This window comes from Alteromonas sp. S015, from assembly GCF_036864485.1.
Taxonomy (GTDB): Bacteria; Pseudomonadota; Gammaproteobacteria; order Enterobacterales; family Alteromonadaceae; genus Alteromonas.
In genome coordinates, this window is sequence record NZ_JAZETO010000017.1 from 1 (window position 1) to 4,171 (window position 4,171).

The following is a 4,171-nucleotide window of genomic DNA, read 5'->3' on the forward strand; positions in this document are numbered from 1 at the left end:
ATTTAAATGATGCGGCCCCTAAGAACCGCATATTAATTTTTAGCCCTGCCAACCTGAACATATACGCTCGATTAACAGAGTGTCGTTAATAACACCACGAATTGGATACTCCATTTGTTCAGGAGATAGTTTACCAACTCGCTCTTCATTTTCCCCATCCCACAACCACCAGACTTCAACCACACCAGACTGGTTAGCAACGCCCGCACGAAAGATAGGGAACGTCTTGAATTCTTCCTGAACTGGTAGATTACCAGCAATGCTTACTATTTCTCTATTCACTGCTGCGCTGAGTGGAAAAAATGTTGAAAATTGATGAGAAACATTCGAAAGCTCTTCAATATCATTTACTTTTTCTCGAACTTGAAAAACGCGTAACAAAGCACCGTATTGCTTGTGCTTATGCGTATATTGAGCATAACCAGTTCCACTATCCGGTAACGGGATTTCAACTATGTCACCTATTTTTGGACGTTTACTCATAACTTCCTTGGAGGGCTAACGCTAAGCTAAGGGGCACAAACGCGTGGGGCATAATAGCGAAGCGCCCCGCGTATTTGTGTCCCAGCAGGTCGCGACAGCGGACTGCGACTTAAACGTATGGTTAGGCGTCAATTTAACCGCTCACCAGGTAATTCAAAGCTCTCTTTAGATAATATTTCTGTTTGGGCTATTTTATGCTCTGCTTCTTCTTGTGAAATAACGTTCTGCTCTGCAAGCCACTTAAACTTATTAATTTCGGTTTCGAGTTCATTGTTGGGGTTGATATCTCCATACCAATCAAGCAGTTGCTTGTTTTTTCTAGTTTTAATCTCTTCTATTATACTGTCGTGATTTTTATCATTTATTACGAAAATATTGCCTTTTTCAGTTCGAAAGACCGAGTATTTGATTTTAGAAAACGCAGCCCATGCTAGGCATAAACAGCCAAGTAGCAACCAAAACCCTTTTCCAGATAGTGATGCTTCGGAGTATAGAGCATAGCCAATTTGTGCTACTCCAATAGCAATCCAAAGAAAACCAACATTACGAAGCCAATCGTTTTGTTGTATTTGAATAGAGTGTTTATTCGGGACATCTGCGTAATTTAAGTCTATATCTCCTTCACCTGACTTCTCTTTATATGCAAAGTTGAAATGCTCATCGAAGAAGGTAAATGTATGTTTCGTTGAGTATTTCTTCTGTATAAATTCCATTTTCAATCCTACTGTTTTACTGAATTTTGATTTTGACGCCTAACATTTAAATGATGCGGACCCTAAGAACCGCATATTAATTTTTATACGAATAGCCAATTAATTCATGGAAAGAAGGCTACGAGGTTTAAGCTCTAAGTTACTTTCCAGCCTTTCTATTTTTGAGAGAAATTCTTGATTAGCTTTACTTGTTTGGTCGATTTGATTCTGAAGCTTGTCTACTTTGACTTGTACAGTCTGATTGGCCTGATTTTGTTGATATAGGATGTATGATTGCAAGCTAATTACAGTTGCGAAAGCGATAGTTGATAAAGCTACTTTTGTACGACTTTTCATAGAACTTCCTTATTTCAATTGAATATTAAGACTACCAGTGATTTTTTAGTTTTTCACTTATTCGTATCGCTAAGCTTTGGGGCGCTAGCACGTGGGCTAAAATCCGAACGAAGTGAGTCAGCCCACGTGTTAGCGTCCCAGCGACCGGAGGGAGTCCCAACAGCGTTTGATACTTATTGAGCCTTCTCCCCAGCTTAACTAATTTTATTGGCTAAGCTGGAAGGCGACCAAACCCAAAATGGAGAAGACTCAATGCAATTCTATACTAACTTACATCCTTTTTACTGCGGAATCGATCTTCATGCACGAATGCTTTATGTATGTATCCTTGATGAACGTGGCGAGATACTGGTTCACAAGAAAATCTGTCTAGTAAAGACTGGTCGATTCAGTGTTTGCCGCAGGCGATGCCTGACGATAACCATGACAGATGAAGCTAGGAGATTTAGCTCAGGGATTTGGACTGGCTGCTAACGCAGCCAGAGAAATACTATTATCTATTGACGGGAGTTAGGCTCATATGTGTTAGGCACAGGAGCCGCCAGACATTTATAATCTATACGTATATCTAACTCTTCGTCGTCGAAGTCATGATGTATTACTTTCAACGTGCACACTCCAGGTAGAAGTTCATCGTATGCTGACTTGCCTCCTGGATACGTCTGAAGTGGCAAATGTGAACCATCCTGAGTTTTTGCAATGAAATAATAAACCTTTCCGGGCTCTACTATCTTATCTATATCCTTTCCTTCAAGCACATGTGTCATATGGGAATCGTCGTCTAAATAATAAGACAAATGAACACCTTTTATGCTCGTGGGAGCTTTTCCAACATTGAAAAGTGAGAACTTAATGGTGTCTGCGGCCCCCTCAAGCATTACTCCTTTCAATTCTGGCTTTTTATCAAGAAAAAAATTTGTTATCACTGGTGCCGATATCGCAATCAAACTTAAAAAAGTAGCAACCAAACTGAGTATTAATGAGAAACTATTTAGCTTGGAAAAAAAGTTTTGGCTTGTTCCACAATGCTTACACTTGCTCGCTTGCTTATCAATTAGTTCTTTACAAGCGTTGCAGTTTTTTAATGTATTGTTTTCCATCTACTTCCTATCTGTCTGCTTTACTACTTTTGGTGCCTAACGCCTTAATAAACGGCGAAAAATAGCAGGCTGAACTAAGCGAAGAATGAGCGCAAGCCTGCTGTTTTGCGTCCACTGTTTAATTAACTTGTTAGGCTTTCTATAACCATTTATTGAGAATCTGATTATCATAGAAATCAGAGTGTAAATCATATTGTGGCTCAATGTTTTCTGAATAAAGATAAAGAGTTTCCTTGTTATCTAATTTAACAATATCACCAAGCCACATGATAACGTTTCCAGACTTATTTCTCCCATAAGGAATAGTGAAGTTTTCGTTAATGTGGATTACACCAAATGAATCTGTTTTAGAGCTTACTCTATAGCCAGGAGCATGTTCATACCTAACAAGAACGTTTTCATTAAAGTAAACCGGAGTGAGATAGCCATTAGATGGAATATCTCGAATTAAGCCTGGTATGAAGAAATGTTCAGAAGCTGAATACTTAAACTCTGTATTTTCTCCAATCGGAAGTTTTCCTCTATTAAATCGCCCAAACTGATTAATGGTTATTTCACTTTTACCATTACTGTTCGCTTCAGATATATATTCATTAATGATATGGACTGCTGGTGTGGTAAAGAAGATTTCATTACTTACTGGATTTTTTAAATAAGGAAGTTTGTTCAGTACAACTTTAATGCCATTGTAGTGGATAGTTTTCCTATCAGAGCAAAACTCAAGTGGTTGCTCATTATCGTAATAATCATCATAACCTTCTAGATGATCAAGCTTCATATTGAACTCCTTGGAAGCCTAACGCCTCAATCAGCCGACGCGTTAGCGGTCGGCTGTATTGATTTGTTAGGCTTTTCTGCGACACTGGCGTGATGGTTGTTGCCTTCACCCCATATGTAGTAGGCATTTGAAAATGCAGCTAATAGCCCGCTTAGCAAGACAAATATGGCAAGATATTTAGCCATTCTGTAATTCAGCTCACCAGATTTAACGCGCTTCCACTCATGCTTTAGGAGAGGTTTGCTTGCCTCCCTTAAAGGCTCACAAGCCTTTCTCGCCTCTGCCAGTTCATTTTTATGATAGTGCTCTCTCGTTTTATAAAGCGCCGACAGGAAGGCATCATTTAGTTTTTTACCTTCCCTGTTTTTTTCACTGTCATTAATTCGAAAAATTATATCGTTGTATGATTCGTTGACCCTTGCGTATATTTCTTCCACATCTCGGGCCATCTCGAATTTATCTCGCTTTTCTTCCGGGCGCGCTGAATGATGAATATACAGTGTTGATAGGTATGTAAGTGATGAAATGTATCGCGCGATAGAATTTCTGAGCGAATTGATCCACTCCTGCCTAAATTCCGATATCTTATTTTCTTTTGATGCCACGAGATTTGTGAACGCAAAATATCCCGCAATTAGGGCAGTAAACATTGCTCCTAATAAAACAACAGCGTTTTTTCCAATTACTGCGTCCAATCTATGTTCTCCTTGAGAGCCTAACGCCCAAAGCAGCGGCGCGTTTACGCGTCCGCCTGCCTTTGC

5 protein-coding genes and 2 pseudogenes are annotated in these 4,171 nt (G+C 39.5%); 1 reads left to right on the top strand and 6 read right to left on the bottom strand.

Annotated elements, in window-relative coordinates; all coding sequences use genetic code 11:
- Positions 1 to 39 precede the first annotated feature (39 nt).
- The 3 genes from V7R42_RS19790 to V7R42_RS19800 all read right to left on the bottom strand — a co-directional run bounded on the left by V7R42_RS19790 (position 40) and on the right by V7R42_RS19800 (position 1,532).
- Positions 40 to 483 (bottom strand): hypothetical protein, encoded by a 444-nt coding sequence (locus V7R42_RS19790; protein WP_334022386.1) that lies wholly within the window; start codon positions 481 to 483, stop codon positions 40 to 42.
- Positions 484 to 611: 128 nt separating this feature from the next.
- A complete protein-coding gene (locus tag V7R42_RS19795; protein WP_334022387.1) occupies positions 612 to 1,196 on the bottom strand; it encodes a hypothetical protein in 585 nt (194 codons plus the stop codon).
- A gap of 99 nt (positions 1,197 to 1,295) precedes the next feature.
- Entirely contained in the window at positions 1,296 to 1,532 is a 237-nt protein-coding gene (locus tag V7R42_RS19800; RefSeq protein WP_334022388.1) for a hypothetical protein, read from the bottom strand.
- Between the two features lie 252 nt (positions 1,533 to 1,784).
- On the opposite strand from V7R42_RS19800, the pseudogene V7R42_RS19805 reads away from it, so the two are divergent.
- Positions 1,785 to 1,898: pseudogene (locus V7R42_RS19805) on the top strand (IS110 family transposase); the annotation flags it as partial.
- A 131-nt stretch (positions 1,899 to 2,029) separates the two neighbouring features.
- Here the strand turns inward: V7R42_RS19805 and V7R42_RS19810 are convergent.
- From V7R42_RS19810 to V7R42_RS19820, 3 genes and pseudogenes are all read right to left on the bottom strand, one after another.
- Complete coding sequence (locus V7R42_RS19810; RefSeq protein WP_334022389.1) at positions 2,030 to 2,632, bottom strand: zinc ribbon domain-containing protein; 603 nt, start codon at positions 2,630 to 2,632, stop codon at positions 2,030 to 2,032.
- Between the two features lie 139 nt (positions 2,633 to 2,771).
- Complete coding sequence (locus V7R42_RS19815; RefSeq protein WP_334022390.1) at positions 2,772 to 3,410, bottom strand: hypothetical protein; 639 nt, start codon at positions 3,408 to 3,410, stop codon at positions 2,772 to 2,774.
- A 26-nt stretch (positions 3,411 to 3,436) separates the two neighbouring features.
- A pseudogene (locus tag V7R42_RS19820) lies at positions 3,437 to 4,171 on the bottom strand (hypothetical protein); the annotation flags it as partial.

Bases quoted from the DNA above. Each gene is read 5' to 3' on its own strand.
- V7R42_RS19815 (WP_334022390.1), bottom strand. From the start codon at position 3,410: ATGAAGCTTGATCATCTAGAAGGTTATGATGATTATTACGATAATGAG.
- V7R42_RS19810 (WP_334022389.1), bottom strand. From the start codon at position 2,632: ATGGAAAACAATACATTAAAAAACTGCAACGCTTGTAAAGAACTAATT.
- V7R42_RS19795 (WP_334022387.1), bottom strand. From the start codon at position 1,196: ATGGAATTTATACAGAAGAAATACTCAACGAAACATACATTTACCTTC.
- V7R42_RS19800 (WP_334022388.1), bottom strand. From the start codon at position 1,532: ATGAAAAGTCGTACAAAAGTAGCTTTATCAACTATCGCTTTCGCAACT.
- V7R42_RS19790 (WP_334022386.1), bottom strand. From the start codon at position 483: ATGAGTAAACGTCCAAAAATAGGTGACATAGTTGAAATCCCGTTACCG.